The 349-nt window shown below is 42.1% G+C and carries 1 protein-coding gene; it reads left to right on the plus strand.

Annotated features, from left to right (window positions below):
* Positions 1-349 (plus strand): cation:proton antiporter domain-containing protein (locus AAEY72_RS14315; protein ID WP_352311172.1); only part of this gene is annotated, 349 nt, incomplete at both ends.

A 349-nucleotide genomic window follows, 5' to 3' on the forward strand; every position in this document is an offset into this window, starting at 1 on the left:
GCTTTACCCATATTAACAACAGGACTTGCCAGTCTTTATTGGTTGTCCCTAGCACCTTTTACAGCCTTATTTTTTGGTTGTGCCCTCACCGCCACCAGCATTGGTATATCAATGCGCGTGTTAACACTATACAAACAGACCCAAAGTTCAGCTGGACATATTATTCTGGGAGCCGCGGTAATTGATGATATTGTCGGAGTGATACTGCTTAGTTTGTTGTTTCATTTTGCTTCCTCAGGTGAATTGGCATTAAGCTCAACACTGATGTTGTTTATCACGATAACCAGTTTTATCGTTTTCAGCCCCCCACTTGTTAGAGCTATCATTTATTTTACCCGCTGGTTACGTC

This window comes from Psychrobacter sp. W2-37-MNA-CIBAN-0211, from assembly GCF_040309405.1.
Taxonomy (GTDB): domain Bacteria; phylum Pseudomonadota; class Gammaproteobacteria; order Pseudomonadales; family Moraxellaceae; genus Psychrobacter; species Psychrobacter glaciei.